Here is a 13,967-nt window from a genome sequence, read left to right on the forward strand (position 1 = left end):
TTACGAGGATACCTGTTCACGAAGGACCGACGCGGTAAGCGAGATCATCAGGTAGATACCAGCAAACAACAGGAAAGCCAAAATCGTATTTTCGAACTTGCGCGGATAGGTCGGTTCCTGACTGGGTACCGGGTTGACCGAGACGGTCAGATAGCGCACCTGCCGGTTGGCCTCGGTCCGGGTGGCCTCCATTTGCTGCATGGCGGTTTGCAGCATCAGGTCTCGGGCAGCCAGATCGGCCTGCGCCATTTGAATCCGGACGCTCAGCCGCGCCAGCGAGTTTTCGCCTGCCGAGGCGTCCAGCATCTCGGCATTCAGTTCCGCAAGCACCTTTTCCAGCCGGGCGATATCGGCGCTGACGCCGTCGACCTTGGCCTTGTTTGGGCGCAGGTTGTCATTCAGAGCGGCCAGTTCCAGTTCTTTGTCCTGCAGCAGGATCTCGATCTCATTGATGCGGCCTCGTAGGCCTGCAATCACGTTTTCAGGGTCCAGCACCGCGCCTTGCAATTGCAGTTCGATCAGATCCTCCTGCGCCTGCCTGCGGGCACCCTGAGCATCCTCAAAGCTTTGCAGAGCATCGCGCATCTGGTCCGAGCGCTTTTTCTCGGAGAGGGCATTCACACGCTCTTCGGCGTAAGAAATCAGCCGCTCGGAAAACGCGGTCGAGGTCAGCGCATCGGGGGCGGCGACCTCCATCCGGATGACGCCTTCGGTCGGGTCATAGCCGATGGTGATCATGTGTTTGAACAGTTTATAGGCGTCTTCCAGCGTCGCATCCGGGGCCAGCCGTTGGATCGGGTCGATCCAGTCCTGTTTGAACACTTCAGAGAATCCGGCGTCCTGATCCAGCAGCAGCAGCGCCTCTTTGGATTCCAGGAAGGACTGCACGGAAATCGAATCCTGCGTGGTGGCGAATTGGGTTCCGGCCAGAAGGCCCCCAATGCTGCCGGGGCCGCCATCCGCCTGCAGGATCAGAAATTCGGAATCGCTGGCGTACATCGGGGTCGCGATGCGGTAGAAATAGAAACCAACTATGAAGGTCGGCAGGAATACAAAGACAGCCAGACGCGCGAACAAGGCAAACAGCTTGCGGCGGCGACGCTTGGCAATGTCCTTCTGAATCTGGCCGATTTCCAGATTGCGGCGATCTGCCGGGCTCATTTCGGGCCCCGGCAGGTTTTTGGTTTCTTCCCGGATGGTTTGCGGCAGTTGGATATTTACCTTGTCTTTTGCCGCATCCTCGGGCCTTTTCTGCGCGGCAAGATCAAGCAAGTTTGTCCGTTCAAACGGGTCGATGCCCTGTTTCCGCAGCAGGCGCACCGCGTCATAGTCCGAGGTCGCCGCCAGCCCGTGTTTCTGCGCCAGCCGCCGGGCGACGCGCAATTGGCGGCCCGTCAGGCCCTCGCGCTTGATCTCATCCAGCTCGGAGCCTGCCTGCGGCTCATTCGCGGCGGCAGGGCCCTGCGTTGCACTGCGGATGCGCGCCATCGCCTCGGACCGCGCTTCGGCGCTGCCCTCGGTCTGCGCCTTGCGCCGCCAGTTGTATTTCTTAACCTTGGGTTTCGTAGTCATATAACTGTTTTGCCTCTTCCAAGGTTTCGAACATGTAAAGCTGCCCGTCCAGCAGAACCGCGGCCTGCTGGGCGAATTTTTCCAGCGTTGCGGGGCTGTGGGACACGATCACCAGCGTCGTGGTCCGCAGCCGTTCCTGCAGGATCGAACCCGCTTTCTTGTTGAACTCGACATCCGTTGTCGAGGGCATGCCCTCATCAATCAGGTACATGTCGAAATCCAGCGCCAGCATCAGCGAAAAGGTGAACCGCGCCCGCATGCCTGACGAATAAGTCGCCAGCGGTTGGTTGAAATACTCGCCAAGGCCGCACAGCCAGTTACAATAGGCCTCAACATAATCCGGGTCCATGCCGTAGATTTTGGCGATATAGCGTGCGTTTTCCAGCGCTGACATCTTGTTAGAGACGCCGCCGGTAAACCCCATCGGGAACGACACGCGGCAGTCGCGACGGATGACCCCTTCGTCGGGTTTCTCAAGCCCGGCCATCATGTTGATCAGCGTGGTTTTTCCGGTTCCGTTCGGGGCCAGCACGCCCAGCGATTTGCCAAGCTCGATCCGGAATGAGACCCTGTCCAGGATCACCTTGCGGCTGGTCCCGGTCCAGAAGGACTTGCTGACATTCTCGAACTCAAGCATTCACGGCCTGCTGCTCATTTTCTTTTTCGCTCTTATGGACGGCGATGAAGCGATAACCTTACCGGCCCATATTGGCCACATTATGTCGAATTTTGAAACAAATGATCAATGCGCTCGGCTGGTGTTGACCAATCGCTCATCGGGTCGGGTGTTGGACGACGGGGACATAGCGCTTATCTGTTTCAGGTACCATGCTCTGACCCTAGTTCAGGAAATCTTGAGATCAGATGAATTCTTTGGCCCGTGAGATCAGCGCCTGCCGGTTATGCGCCGACCAGTTCGCCGAAACAGCCACCGCCCACCAGCCCCGGCCTGTAGTTTGGTTTCGACCGGGCACTCCGATCCTGATCGCTGGTCAGGCCCCTGGCGCGCGGGTGCATGAGTCGGGCCAGCCCTTCACCGACCCGTCCGGGGATCGTTTGCGCGATTGGTTGGGGATTGATGACACGGTTTTCTACGACCGCGCGCGCGTTTCCATCGTGCCGATGGCCTTTTGTTTCCCGGGTTATGATGCGCGCAATGCCGACCTGCCGCCGCCTGCGATTTGCGGCAAGACGTGGCATGACCGGGTGATGCAGGAACTGGGACAAGTGCCCTTGACGGTGCTGGTGGGCGGACACGCGCACAAATACCATCTGGGTGCGCGCACCTCGGTCACTGAAACCGTTCGGAACTGGCGGGACCATGGGCCGCGGGTCTTTGCCTTGCCTCATCCCTCGTGGCGGAATACGGCATGGCTTAAGAAAAACCCGTGGTTCGAGGCCGAGTTGCTGCCGGTTCTGCGCGCTCGGGTGCAAGAGGTACTGAATGACTGAGACCACGGCGCTGGACACAGCCCATGCCGCGATGACGGCCACCCCACAGGACGATGCCGCCCGGCTGAGGTTCTTCGAACGGCTGGCCGACAGCGAGCTGTTCCTGATGCTGACGGAAGAGGCGCAGGGCGACAACATCTCACCCGAGCTGTTTGACGTGGCCGATGGGCGCTTTGTGCTGGCCTTCGACCGCGAGGATCGGCTGGCGCAGTTTGCCGGACGTCCAGTGCCCTACGTTGCGCTTTCCGGGCGGGTGTTGTCGGCGATGTTGGCGGGGCAGGGGATTGGGTTGGGGTTGAACCTTGAAACCGCGCCGTCCTCGATGCTGATCCCGTCCGAGGCGCTGGGCTGGCTGGCTGAAACACTACAGCATAGGCCGGAAGAGGTTCAGGAAAGACTTGCGGAATTCCTGCCGCCCGCCGGTCTTCCCGATACGCTTTTGGCGGCTTTGGATGCCAAACTCGCAACGGCGGGCGGTTTGGCGCAAGCGGCATATCTGGTGGCGACTAAATCGCAGGACGGTGCCGCCGGGCACATGCTGGGGTTCGTCGGGGTGGTCGAAGGCGCAGAACCCGCGCTGGCCAAAGCCGCGTCCGAGGCATTGACCTTTTCGGGCGTCGAGGCAGGCGCAATGGATGTCGGATTCTTCGCACCCGAGGACACTGTCGCCGCGTTGTTGGCCAAAACCGGTTTGCGGTTCGATCTACCGCAGCCCGAGCCAGCCAACCCGGTGCGCGAGGCGCCCGGAAGCAACCCGGACAAACCCCCAGTTCTCAGGTAAACCCACGCGGCACCTATCGCGCCGCGAGGTTCAGTGTCATTCCGCCGCCGGTTCCAGCTTGTCCTGTGTGCGGGTCTCGAAATCGCTGGCCTCGTGACGCTCGTGCAATTGCATGTGGGGCTCACCGAAGGACCGGTTGACCATACGGCCACGCTGCACTGCGGGGCGTTCGTCGATCATCATGGCCCAACGCATGACGTTCTTGTAGGACTCAACATCAAGAAACTCGGCTGCGCTGTAGAGACGCCCCAGAACCAGTTGCCCGTACCACGGCCAGATCGCCATATCTGCGATGGTGTAGTCTTCGCCCGCGATATAGGTTTTGTCGGCCAGTTCCCGATCCAGAACATCCAACTGGCGCTTGGCCTCCATCGCGAAGCGGTTGATCGGGTATTCCCACTTCTCGGGCGCGTAGGCGTAGAAATGCCCGAACCCGCCGCCCAGATACGGCGCGCTGCCCATCTGCCAGAACACCCAGTTCATGACCTCGGCGCGTTCGGGCCCCGATTTCGGCAGGAAGGCGTCAAACTTCTCGGCCAGATGAAACAGGATCGAGGCGCTTTCGAACACGCGCACCGGGTCATCACTGGACCGATCCCACAGGGCAGGGATTTTGGAATTGGGATTCGCCCCAACAAAGCCCGAGCTGAACTGGTCGCCTTCACCAATGTTGACCAGCCAGGCGTTGTATTCAGCGCCTTCATGGCCAAGGGCCAGCAGTTCTTCCAGCATGACGGTCACTTTGACGCCATTGGGGGTGGCCAGTGAATAAAGCTGCAAAGGGTGGCGTCCGACCGGCAGGTCCTTGTCATGGGTAGCACCGGCAATGGGCCGGTTGATATTTGCGAACCGCCCGCCGCTTTCGCTGTCCCATGTCCAGACCGCCGGGGGGGTGTAAGTGGTTTGATCGCTCATGTGGTGCCTTTCTTGCGACTGCCGGGGCCGCGAGCCCGGCCTTTCTAGAGCTAATGCCCTAAAAGCCAGAGTCCAACCCATCAATCGAGCCAGTTCTGTAATAAACCTCGCATAAAATACCCATCCCGGTCACAGCGGCGCGAGGGGGACTACGCAGCGGACAGGAATCGCTTATTGTCTTGTCAGTCATGCCGGTACGGCACTCTGAAACAAGTAAAAGGAATGACCCCATGAAACGCTTTGCCCTGTCTCTTGCGACGGCACTGGTTTTGGCCGTGCCGGCATTTGCTGGCCCGCAATATGTCGATGGCACCGGGTTTGCCGTGTCGGGATATGATGTTGTCGCCTATCGCGACCTTGATCAGGCTGCTGTTGGACAGGCCCAGCCCGAAGGTGTGCGCGGCAACGCCGATATCACCGCAGAATATAACGGTGCCACCTGGGCCTTTGCCACGGAAGAAAACCGTGACAAATTCCTGGAAAACCCGGCTTATTACGCGCCGCAATATGATGGCCATTGCGCCTATGGCGTATCGCGTGGCGGCAAGGTTCCGGCCAATCCGAACCTGTGGCGGATCGTCGATGACAAGCTTTACCTGAACATCACCGATGTCGTGGTCGGCTTCTTCGAAGAAGACATCCCCGGCAATATCAACCTGGCCGAAGGCAACTGGCCGGGCATTGAAGGCGCGGCGGCTTCGACCAATGTCATCCCTAAGTTTACCTCGGAAGGCCCCGTGGCCAACTAAGGCGCGGGTCGCCTGTCCCAGCCCGGCTCTCCCCCCGAAAGAGCCGGGCACTTTCGTGGCCGATCACGCGCTCAGCCAGAATTCGTCACGGGTTTCCTGATCGGCCTCGAACCTGATCCGTACGCTTTTTGCGCCCGGAAATTTTCGTTCCCGGATCGTGTCGGGCACAACCACCTCGCCTGAACCGGAATCTTTAGACTGGAAGCTCAGGACTTCAGTTTCGATGGTGCGCCCGCCGGTCAAAACCGAGGTCGGCAGCGCCACGCGGTTTGCACCAGTGCAGACCGGGGTGGTCACGAAATAGGTCAAGTGGCGGCCGAAACAGCCCACCGCGTCTGGCACGTGATCCGATGCGATTTGTGTCTGATCTTCCGATCCGGCGTTATTTGCCTCGGGGTTGTGCGCCAGGGCCCGGTCCGCGCCAAGCATGGCTTTGCAGGTCGCGATATCGTCCTGCGGCAATTCCACAAGACGTTTCTTCAAACGCGGTCTGCGCGGCATCCGCGCCGCAGACCCGGCCGCGCCTTTGACCGTCAGACCTTGCTTGCGCAGGAAATCATAGGCCGCCTTGGCGCGGGAGAAATTCGCACAATTCCCGCTGGTATGATCGGGATGTGCATGAAAGGCGATCTGTCGCCAGGCGTCCCGGATATCGTCCGCACTGGCATTGGGGTCCAACCCAAGATCCGCCAGCGCATCACGTCGCGCCCTGATCTTATCGACAGGTTCCATAACCAACTCACTCATTAAACAACACAATTTCACTTTGTCGAATGTTGGTGCTTTGTCAAATTTTGCCTGAAATTTAAGCAGTTGCAGAGAACAATGGCGCGGCGGCGCAGGGATTGTCAGCCACGCTCAGCAGACTAGCGCGCGCGGATGCAGGTGATTTGCCATTGTCGAACACAAAAAACACCCGGATCGCAGGGCGATCCGGGCAAGTACAGGGGAGTTCGGGGCTCAGGCGACGTTCTGCAGTTCGGCCTTGGGCGTGATTCCCAGCGCGAAACAGACGTCGCGGGTCAGCTCCGGGCGGTTCAGCGTGTAGAAATGCAGCTTGTCCACACCGCCTTCGATCAGGTCTGAACACAGCTCGGTACAGATTGCGGTGGCCAGCAGGTCTTCGCGATCATCGCGCACCGCTTTTCCGAAGGCATCTTCAAGCCAGCCCGGGACACGCGCGCCGCAGCGCTTGGCGAAACTGCGAGTGCCCTTCCAGTTCTCGATCGGCAGGATGCCGGGCACGATCGGCTTGTCGATCCCGGCCTTGGCGCAGGCATCGCGGAAGCGGAAAAAGGTCTCGGCCTCGAAGAAAAACTGGGTTAGCGCCTCGTCGGCGCCAGCATCCAGCTTGGCCTTTAGCCAGTCGACATCCGCCGCCGTGTCGCGGGCTTCGGGGTGTTTTTCAGGGTAGGCGCCCACGCGGATGTTGAATTTGCCGGTCTCGGCCAGCGCGGATATCAGTTCGATCGAGTTTGCAAACCCCTCGGGATGCGGCTTGAACCGGTCCTGACCGCTCGGCGGGTCGCCGCGCAAGGCCACGATGTCCTGAACGCCCGCTTTCGCAAAGGCATCGGCAATCTCCAGAGTTTCCTGGCGCGAGGCATCCACGCAGGTCAGATGCGCCGCAACCGGCAAGCCCGAAGACTTGTGCAGGGTCGCAACCGCATCTCGGGTCAGTTCCCGCGTGGCCCCGCCTGCGCCATATGTCACCGAGACAAAGCGCGGCTCCAGCGGGGCAAGGGTCTGAACCGTGTCCCACAGGCGGAATGAGGCCTCCAACGTCTTGGGCGGGAAGAATTCGAAAGAGATATCGGGTTTGATCATCGGTGCCTCACTGGATGCGCTTGCGCCCTTGTGCCATGGCGGGCAATGTGAGACAAACTCATATTCTTCAAGAACAACATGAGTCCGATGAGAGATGCATATTGAGTTTCGCCACCTGCGGACAATCAAGGCGATCCATGAATGCGGCGGTTTGGCCCGTGCGGCGGATCAGTTGAACATCACCCAATCCGCGCTGAGCCATCAGATCAAAGGGTTAGAGGATCAGGCCGGGGTCGAATTGTTTCTGCGCCGGTCAAAGCCGATGAAACTGTCCGCCGCGGGCCTGCGCCTGTTGCGTCTGGCCGAGCAAATTCTGCCGCAGGTCGAAGCGGCGCAACACGAGTTTTCCTCGCTGCGCGATGGGCGGACCGGCAGGATGCATATCGCCATCGAATGCCACGCCTGTTTCGAATGGCTGTTTCCGGTGCTCGAATCTTTTCGGAAATCCTGGGGCGATGTGGATGTCGATATCCGTCCGGGGCTCGCGTTCGACGCGCTGCCTGCGTTGCAAAAAGAAGAGGTCGATCTGGTGGTCTCGTCGGACCCCGAAGACCTGCCCGGTGTCGAGTTCGTGGAACTGTTCGACTATAACGCCGTGTTCGTCGCGGCCTCGGCGCATCCGCTGGCCGAGAAAGAATTCATCGAGGCCGAGGATTTCCGGGGGCAGACCTTGATCACCTATCCGGTTGAACGCACTCGGCTGGATGTGTTCAGCCAGTTGCTGATCCCCGCGCGGGTCGAGCCAGCCTCGATCCGGCAGGTGGAATTGACCGCCGTGATCCTTTTGCTAGTGGCGTCGAACCGAGGGATTTCCGTGTTGCCCGACTGGGTGGTGCGCGAGGTCAAGTACAACTCGGATTACGTGACGCGCCCGCTCACCAAAGAGGGCATCACCCGCCGCCTTTATGCCGCCGTCCGGACCGAGGATCTGGAAAAACCCTTTGTGCAGGAACTGGTGAAACTGGCCCGGGACGAGGCCCGCAAGCTACAGGCCCAGTAACAGCGTTTTCCGCCGGGCAGCTATGCGCATCATTCCTCTTGGCAAGGGCGCATTGCCCCAGTATACGCGCGGTTTGACCGGACAGGAGCCTTTGGACAATGGTTGGCAGTGCAAACCTCAACATCATGATCAAGGCCGCGCGCAAAGCGGGGCGTTCTTTGGTCAAGGATTTTCGGGAAGTCGAGAACCTGCAGGTGTCGATGAAAGGCGCGGGCGATTTCGTGTCAAAGGCCGATATCGCTGCCGAGGCTATCCTGAAGGAAGAACTGCTGGGTGCCCGCCCGACCTATGGCTGGCTGGGCGAAGAAGGTGGTGGTCAGGACGGTGAAGACCCGACCCGCCGCTGGATCGTCGATCCGTTGGACGGCACCACTAACTTCCTGCACGGCCTGCCGCATTGGGCGGTCTCCATCGCGCTGGAACATAAAGGCAAGATCGTCGCCGGTGTGATTTACGACGCCGCCAAGGACGAGATGTACTTTGCCGAAAAAGGCGAGGGCGCGTGGATGAACGACACCCGCATCCGCGTCTCTGGCCGTCATCGCATGATCGAGTCGATCTTTGCGACCGGTCTGCCCTTTGGGGGGCGGGCTGACCTGCCTGCTACGCTGCAGGATCTGGCCCGTCTGATGCCCACCTGCGCCGGTGTGCGCCGCTGGGGTTCCGCTGCGCTGGATCTGGCTTATGTCGCCGCCGGTCGGTACGAGGGCTACTGGGAGCGCCGCCTGAACGCCTGGGACGTGGCCGCCGGGATCATCATAGTCAAAGAGGCAGGCGGGTTTGTGCAATCGCTGAACTCTGACGGCAATGTTCTGGAAGACGGCGATATCATCTGCGCCAATGAACCGATCTTTGACACGTTCGCCAAGGTGATCCGCGGGTAATCCCCGGCGCTATCTGCGCGGCACCCGGGGGATACGGGATCGGGAGAGTCTGTATTTGGCCTCGGGGTGGGGCGGATGGCCATGCGTGCGGTTCCAGAACTGCGGGCCGCCGCGTTTCAGCCATAGCGGTACGCAAAGAACCAGCCCGACGATGAACCCTCCGGTATGCGCCCAATAAGCCACGCCGCCCTGATCCGGGTTGCTGGCCAGGCTGCCCACGAACTGCATGCCCAGCCAGACTCCCAGCATGACGAATGCCGGGATCGAGAAGACGCGGAAATAGACGATCAGGATCAGCAGGATATCCACCTGCGCCTTTGGGTAGAGCAAAAGGTATCCGCCCATGACGCCAGCGATGGCTCCGGACGCGCCGATTGTGGGGACGGTGGAATAGGGCGCGGTGATCACGTGGATCAGGCCCGCCCCAATCCCGGCAACGAGGTAAAAGAGCAGAAAGGGCAGGTGGCCCATCTCATCCTCAAGGTTGTCGCCGAAGATCCACAGAAACAGCATGTTCCCGGCCAGATGCATCCATCCGCCATGCAGGAACATCGAGGTCACGAAGGTCTCGAACGCCACGCCATCGCTAATCCGCGCTGGGATGATCGCATAGTCGAAATACAGCCGGTTGATCAGCGGAGCGTCATTCATGATCCCGACATAGCTGAGGAAGATCAGTATGTTCGCGGCCATCAGCGCGTAAACGACGTAAGGTGTCCGCCCCGAGGGGTTATGGTCGCGAATAGGAAACATGGCGCGACGCTGGGCTTTTCCCTGCCCAGCGTCAAGGTCTGCTTACGCCGCACCCCCAAGAAGGGCCGCATTGCCGCCAGCGGCTGTGGTATCGACGCACACGTGGCGTTCCCCCAGAACTCGGGCGCGATCCGGCAGGCCGGGGATCAGCGGCAGGATCGGGCCGTTTCGGCGGGACAGGTGCGCTTCGATCTGGCGCGCGGTTTCGTCGTCGCCCCACCAGAGAACCCCCGAGATGCCGGTCAGGTTTTCCAGTCGATGCAGGTCTGTCATCCCGGTCGCCTGAATGGCGGTTCCGCCGAGCGCCAACACGGCCTCAGCCTGCGCGCGGGCGGCGGTTTCGCCGGGTCCCATGCACAGCAGCGGCGGGCGCGGGAATTCCGTCAGCCGGTTCGATTCGCCGGTCGGCCCAGGCAGCAGGCGCGAGGTTTCGGGGGAGGGTTGCCCCTTCGGCGCGGGGATGTCTGCTGTGGCCTCCCATGTCTCGTCCGAGGTCTGACGATCCGGCGCGCAGAACCGCGCCATGTAGTTCGGACCGCCCGCTTTTGGACCGGTGCCCGAAAGACCTTCGCCTCCGAAGGGTTGCGAGCCGACAATGGCCCCGATCTGGTTGCGGTTGACATAGATGTTGCCCGCATGGATGGCCTCGGTCACGTGCTGCACCCGGTCGTCGATCCGCGTGTGAAGGCCGAAGGTCAGGCCGTAGCCGGTTGCGTTGATATCGGCGATAACCTGATCGATCTCTTGCGATTGGAAGCGGGCGACATGCAGGACGGGCCCGAAAACCTCACGCTCCAGCGCGGCGATGCCGGGAATTTCGATCAGCGACGGGGCAATGAAGGTGCCCTCGGGCGGGAGGCCAAGTTCCTTGAGCACGCGCCCCTCGGCGCGCGCCTTTGCGACGTGATCCGCAATCCCTTGTCGTGCCTGTTCGTCGATCACCGGCCCGCAATCGGTTGCGATAAGCCACGGGTCACCCACCTGCAGCGCATCCATCGCGCCTTTCAACATGGTCAACACATCGTCGGCGATATCCTCTTGCAGGTACAGGCAGCGCAGGGCCGAGCAGCGCTGACCGGCGGATTGGAACGCGCTTTCGATGATCGACTGGACGGCTTGTTCCGGCAGGGCGGTGCTGTCGACGATCATCGCATTCAGACCGCCGGTTTCCGCGATCAGCGGCGTGCCGGGGCGCATATGCTCGGCCATCGCCGCCCGGATTTTCAGCGCGGTCGCGGTTGAGCCGGTGAAGGCCACCCCGTTCACCCGATCGTCCGAGGTCAGGGCCGCGCCAACCTCCGGCCCGCCCGGCAGCAGTTGCAGCGCATCGCGCGGCACGCCGGCCTCGTGCAGCAACTGAATGGCCCGATGGGCTACCAGAGGAGTTTGCGGCGCAGGTTTGGCCAGAACCGCGTTGCCAGTGGCAAGGGCCGCCGAAATCTGTCCGGTAAAAATCGCAAGCGGAAAGTTCCAGGGGCTGATGCAGGTGAACAGCCCTGCGGGTTTCGCGTCGGGGATATTGGCGGCATAGTAGCGCAGGAAATCGACCGCCTCGCGCAATTCGGCCACGGCATCGGGCAGGGATTTTCCGGCCTCGCGCGCCAGCAGGGCAAAAAGCTCACCGTAATGTGCCTCATACAGATCGGCGGCGGCATTCAGGGCGCGGGCGCGTTCCTCGGCAGGCGCTTGCCACGGGCTGGCCGTGGCCAACGCCAGTTCAACATCCGTCGCGCTGGCCGGGGCAACCGAACCCGGCCTGTCCTGCGGTCGGGTCGGGTTGACAACAGGCTCATCTGCGCCCGGTTTCGCCTTTTCCGACAGCAACGGCCGCGCGTACCAGTGATGTGCCCGGAATGGGTCACGCGCACCATCGATCCGGTCGAGCGTCGGCGTGTGTTTCAGATCGAACCCGACAGAGTTGGGACGTTCGGGCTGGAACAGTTTCGGCCCCGTTGGCAGAGGGGCCGGGGGCGTCTGAACCCCAACAAAGGGGTCGGCGGCAACCTCCTCGGGCGGCACATTTTCATCGACGATCTGATTGACGAAAGATGAATTCGCCCCGTTCTCCAACAGACGGCGTACCAGATAGGCCAAAAGGTCCCGATGCGCACCGACCGGGGCGTAAATCCGGCAACGGGTGGTCTGCTTGTCCATCACGATCTGATGCAGCGTCTCGCCCATGCCGTGCAGGCGCTGGAACTCGAACGGCTGGTCATCGGCCATATGCAGGATCGCACTGACCGTGTGGGCGTTGTGGGTGGCGAATTGTGGATAGATGCGGTCGGTCATGCCCAGCAGCTTGCGGGCATTGGCGATATAGGACACATCCGTCGCCGCTTTGTGGGTGAAGACCGGAAAGCCGTCGACCCCTTCAACCTGCGCGCGCTTGATCTCGGTATCCCAGTAAGCGCCTTTGACGAGGCGGACCATCAGCTTGCGGTCATGGCGCTGTGCCATGTCATAGAGCGTATCCAGAACCAGCCCGGCGCGCGGGCCATAAGCCTGCACCACGATGCCGAAGCCGTGCCAGCCCGCCAAGGCGGGTTCGGCCATGACCTCTTCGATGACTTGCAGGGACAGCGACAGGCGGTCCGCCTCTTCCGCGTCCACGTTCAGGCCCATTCCGGCGGCCTTGGCCAGCAGCGCCAGCGCGCGCAGGCGGGGGACCAGTTCGTCCATCACCCGTTCTTCCTGCGCCAGCTCATAGCGGGGGTGCAGCGCCGACAGCTTCACCGAAATCCCCGGGTTGGCGCGGATGTCGTCGTGGGTGCAGGCCTCGGCAATCGCGGCAATGGCGCGGGAATAGGACAGGTGGTAGCGCGCCGCATCCGCCTCGGTCCGGGCGGCCTCGCCCAGCATGTCGTAGGAATAGGTGTAACCCTTCGCCTCCATCCCGCGGGCGCGGTCCATGGCAGACTGGATGGTTTCGCCCAGAACAAACTGACGGCCCATTTCCTTCATCGCGCGCCCGACGGCGGTGCGGATCACGGGCTCACCCAGCCGTTTGATCGCCCCGCGCAGCGCGCTGACGGGCGAGGTTTTGCCCTCGTCCAGAACCTTGCCCGTCAGCATCAGCGCCCAGGTCGAAGCGTTGACCAGCGAGGACGAAGATTGCCCCAGATGCTTGCCCCAATCGGACGGGGCGATCTTGTCCTCGATCAGCGCGTCGATGGTTTCCGCGTCGGGCACACGCAACAGCGCCTCGGCCAGACACATCAGCGCCACGCCTTCGTCGGTGGACAGGCCGTATTCCGCCAGAAACACCTCCATCATTCCCGGTGAGGTGCTAGAGCGGATGTCGCGCACAAGCTGGGCGGCGGCGTCGCAGATGGCGCTGCGGTCGGCGTCGGTCAGCGCGGATTGGGTGATCAACGCGTCAAGAACGGCGGCTTGATCCGCGTAGGTCTGGGAATCAATCTGGGTGCGCAGGCTGTGGGACATGTCTACTCCGAGGCTTTTTTGCACTATAGCCACCAATTGCCGGGACAATCGCCCTAAGAAGGTGATACCTTGGGCTAATCGACTGAAATTCAGGTGATAGGCAATGCAAAAAGACTTTCCGGGCCTCGACCGGTTCGATCAATCCATCCTTCGGGTGCTTGCGGAAGATGGCCGCGTGTCCGTCGCGGATCTGGCCCGCCGGATCGGGCTGTCGAAATCGCCGACACAGGCCCGGCTGAAACGGCTTGAGGCAGAGGGGTTCATAACCGGCTACCGGGCCATGCTCGATCCGATTCGCCTTGGACTGGACCACGTGGCCTTTGTAGAAGTGCGTTTGTCGGACACCCGTGAAAAGGCATTGCAGGAGTTCAACATGGCCGTCCGCCGGATCGCCGAGATTGAGCAGGCCCATATGATTGCGTCCAATTTCGACTATCTGCTCAAGATACGCACGGGGTCGATGTCGGAATACCGCACGGTTTTGGCCGAAAAGATTTCATCGCTTCCGCATGTCGCCAATACCTCGACCTTCGTGGCGATGGAGGCGGTGAAAGAGACCGGCTTGCTGGGGACACCCGACAGCCCGAGTTGAC

The 13,967-nt window shown here is 61.3% G+C and carries 13 protein-coding genes; 6 read left to right on the top strand and 7 right to left on the bottom strand.

What is annotated here, in order from left to right; all coding sequences use genetic code 11:
* Positions 1-1,572 (bottom strand): KpsE/RkpR family capsule polysaccharide export protein, encoded by a 1,572-nt coding sequence (locus ACR0JN_RS00720; protein ID WP_480883462.1) that lies wholly within the window; start codon positions 1,570-1,572, stop codon positions 1-3.
* The gene (locus ACR0JN_RS00725) at positions 1,550-2,209 is read right to left on the bottom strand and encodes an ABC transporter ATP-binding protein (protein WP_480816697.1); all 660 of its coding nucleotides are present in this window, start codon (positions 2,207-2,209) and stop codon (positions 1,550-1,552) included. The genes ACR0JN_RS00720 and ACR0JN_RS00725 overlap by 23 nt, the downstream gene beginning before the upstream one ends.
* Positions 2,210-2,436: 227 nt before the next feature.
* Between ACR0JN_RS00725 and ACR0JN_RS00730 the strand changes: the two genes are divergently transcribed.
* Together ACR0JN_RS00730 and ACR0JN_RS00735 are read left to right on the top strand one after the other, a co-directional pair.
* On the top strand, positions 2,437-3,024 hold the full coding sequence (locus tag ACR0JN_RS00730) for a uracil-DNA glycosylase family protein (protein WP_480883464.1): 588 nt from the start codon (positions 2,437-2,439) through the stop codon (positions 3,022-3,024).
* Positions 3,017-3,805 carry an SseB family protein gene (locus ACR0JN_RS00735; protein WP_480883466.1) on the top strand — a complete coding sequence of 263 codons (789 nt, stop codon included), beginning with the start codon at positions 3,017-3,019 and terminating at the stop codon, positions 3,803-3,805. The genes ACR0JN_RS00730 and ACR0JN_RS00735 overlap by 8 nt, the downstream gene beginning before the upstream one ends.
* Positions 3,806-3,841: 36 nt before the next feature.
* Here the strand turns inward: ACR0JN_RS00735 and yghU are convergent, their stop codons facing one another.
* Entirely contained in the window at positions 3,842-4,720 is an 879-nt protein-coding gene (yghU, locus tag ACR0JN_RS00740) for a glutathione-dependent disulfide-bond oxidoreductase (protein ID WP_480883467.1), read from the bottom strand.
* A 230-nt stretch (positions 4,721-4,950) separates the two neighbouring features.
* On the opposite strand from yghU, the gene ACR0JN_RS00745 reads away from it, so the two are divergent.
* Positions 4,951-5,469, top strand: coding sequence for a YHS domain-containing (seleno)protein (locus ACR0JN_RS00745; protein ID WP_480816693.1), 519 nt, complete (start codon positions 4,951-4,953; stop codon positions 5,467-5,469).
* Between the two features lie 63 nt (positions 5,470-5,532).
* Here the strand turns inward: ACR0JN_RS00745 and ACR0JN_RS00750 are convergent, their stop codons facing one another.
* Positions 5,533-6,201, bottom strand: a complete 669-nt coding sequence (locus ACR0JN_RS00750; protein ID WP_480883469.1) for a J domain-containing protein — start codon at positions 6,199-6,201, stop codon at positions 5,533-5,535.
* Positions 6,202-6,429: 228 nt separating this feature from the next.
* Positions 6,430-7,296 carry a methylenetetrahydrofolate reductase [NAD(P)H] gene (metF, locus tag ACR0JN_RS00755; protein ID WP_480883471.1) on the bottom strand — a complete coding sequence of 289 codons (867 nt, stop codon included), beginning with the start codon at positions 7,294-7,296 and terminating at the stop codon, positions 6,430-6,432.
* 94 nt (positions 7,297-7,390) lie between these two features.
* Between metF and ACR0JN_RS00760 the strand changes: the two genes are divergently transcribed.
* Together ACR0JN_RS00760 and ACR0JN_RS00765 are read left to right on the top strand one after the other, a co-directional pair.
* The gene (locus ACR0JN_RS00760) at positions 7,391-8,296 is read left to right on the top strand and encodes a LysR family transcriptional regulator (RefSeq protein WP_480816690.1); all 906 of its coding nucleotides are present in this window, start codon (positions 7,391-7,393) and stop codon (positions 8,294-8,296) included.
* Between the two features lie 98 nt (positions 8,297-8,394).
* On the top strand, positions 8,395-9,180 hold the full coding sequence (locus ACR0JN_RS00765) for an inositol monophosphatase family protein (protein ID WP_480883473.1): 786 nt from the start codon (positions 8,395-8,397) through the stop codon (positions 9,178-9,180).
* Between the two features lie 9 nt (positions 9,181-9,189).
* On the opposite strand, the gene ACR0JN_RS00770 is transcribed toward ACR0JN_RS00765, so the two are convergent.
* Entirely contained in the window at positions 9,190-9,933 is a 744-nt protein-coding gene (locus ACR0JN_RS00770; protein WP_480883475.1) for a rhomboid family intramembrane serine protease, read from the bottom strand.
* 42 nt (positions 9,934-9,975) lie between these two features.
* Positions 9,976-13,374 carry a bifunctional proline dehydrogenase/L-glutamate gamma-semialdehyde dehydrogenase PutA gene (gene putA, locus ACR0JN_RS00775; protein ID WP_480883477.1) on the bottom strand — a complete coding sequence of 1,133 codons (3,399 nt, stop codon included), beginning with the start codon at positions 13,372-13,374 and terminating at the stop codon, positions 9,976-9,978.
* 103 nt (positions 13,375-13,477) lie between these two features.
* On the opposite strand from putA, the gene ACR0JN_RS00780 reads away from it, so the two are divergent.
* Positions 13,478-13,966 (top strand): Lrp/AsnC family transcriptional regulator, encoded by a 489-nt coding sequence (locus tag ACR0JN_RS00780; RefSeq protein WP_480883479.1) that lies wholly within the window; start codon positions 13,478-13,480, stop codon positions 13,964-13,966.
* Position 13,967 lies beyond the last annotated feature (1 nt).

Source organism: Ruegeria sp. G12 (assembly GCF_056533565.1).

Coding starts and splice junctions, on each gene's coding strand:
- ACR0JN_RS00765 (WP_480883473.1), top strand. CDS start 8,395: ATGGTTGGCAGTGCAAACCTCAACATCATGATCAAGGCCGCGCGCAAA.
- putA (WP_480883477.1), bottom strand. CDS start 13,374: ATGTCCCACAGCCTGCGCACCCAGATTGATTCCCAGACCTACGCGGAT.
- metF (WP_480883471.1), bottom strand. CDS start 7,296: ATGATCAAACCCGATATCTCTTTCGAATTCTTCCCGCCCAAGACGTTG.
- ACR0JN_RS00730 (WP_480883464.1), top strand. CDS start 2,437: ATGAATTCTTTGGCCCGTGAGATCAGCGCCTGCCGGTTATGCGCCGAC.
- yghU (WP_480883467.1), bottom strand. CDS start 4,720: ATGAGCGATCAAACCACTTACACCCCCCCGGCGGTCTGGACATGGGAC.
- ACR0JN_RS00725 (WP_480816697.1), bottom strand. CDS start 2,209: ATGCTTGAGTTCGAGAATGTCAGCAAGTCCTTCTGGACCGGGACCAGC.
- ACR0JN_RS00750 (WP_480883469.1), bottom strand. CDS start 6,201: ATGGAACCTGTCGATAAGATCAGGGCGCGACGTGATGCGCTGGCGGAT.
- ACR0JN_RS00720 (WP_480883462.1), bottom strand. CDS start 1,572: ATGACTACGAAACCCAAGGTTAAGAAATACAACTGGCGGCGCAAGGCG.
- ACR0JN_RS00780 (WP_480883479.1), top strand. CDS start 13,478: ATGCAAAAAGACTTTCCGGGCCTCGACCGGTTCGATCAATCCATCCTT.
- ACR0JN_RS00745 (WP_480816693.1), top strand. CDS start 4,951: ATGAAACGCTTTGCCCTGTCTCTTGCGACGGCACTGGTTTTGGCCGTG.
- ACR0JN_RS00770 (WP_480883475.1), bottom strand. CDS start 9,933: ATGTTTCCTATTCGCGACCATAACCCCTCGGGGCGGACACCTTACGTC.
- ACR0JN_RS00735 (WP_480883466.1), top strand. CDS start 3,017: ATGACTGAGACCACGGCGCTGGACACAGCCCATGCCGCGATGACGGCC.
- ACR0JN_RS00760 (WP_480816690.1), top strand. CDS start 7,391: ATGCATATTGAGTTTCGCCACCTGCGGACAATCAAGGCGATCCATGAA.